Annotated in this window: 1 pseudogene; it reads left to right on the forward strand. The window is 45.1% G+C overall.

The annotated features are described in order from the left end of the window. Nucleotides 1-716 (forward strand): annotated as a pseudogene (locus QTO00_RS20430) (major facilitator superfamily transporter); the annotation flags it as partial.

The raw sequence follows: 716 nt of genomic DNA on the forward strand, positions 1-716 counted from the left end.
AACATGGATATCGGGCAGAACATCGTTTACGCAATCGGCGCGGCTGCGATCTTGTACTTCATCTCACTGATGTTTAAGTCAGGCAAATCAGATGCACTTAAGATGGGTACAATTCTTATCATGACCGTTCTGACCACCTGCTTCTTTGTTTACTATGGCCAAATGATGACGTCCATGACCATGGTAACCATCAATACCATGCGTGGCGATCTGTTCAACCTCATCCCAATTGCTCCTGAAGCATCAATGGCAATGAACCCACTATGGTGTATCGTTGCTGGCCCAGTGATCGCAATGACCTTCTCTTCGCTAGAGAAAAAAGGCATCAACTTCTCTACCGCAACTAAGATTGGTTTCGCGTTTATTTTCACTGCCATCGCATTTGGTATCTTAACCATGGCGGTAATGAACGTAGGTGAAGATGTGGTAATTCGTCCTGAAGTGTTCTTAGCTATTCACTTCTTCCAAGCATTTGCGGAAGTAATTGTCGGTAGCCTTGTGGTTGCGTTTATCCTATCTGTAGCACCTAAGCACATCGAAGGTTTCTCGGTGTCATTGTTCTCTGTTGCAATGGCACTAAGCGGCATTGTTGGTGCGGTGTTCTCAACATCAATTGCTCTCGAGAAAGGTCAGGAGATCACCCAAGAAATCGTACAAAACGTTTATGGCGATTACTTCCAACTGCTGACGGTTTTGGCAGTGGTAATGGTTGGTAT

The sequence above is a fragment of the Vibrio sp. M260118 genome, assembly GCF_036533755.1.
In the GTDB taxonomy this organism is placed as follows: Bacteria; Pseudomonadota; Gammaproteobacteria; order Enterobacterales; family Vibrionaceae; genus Vibrio.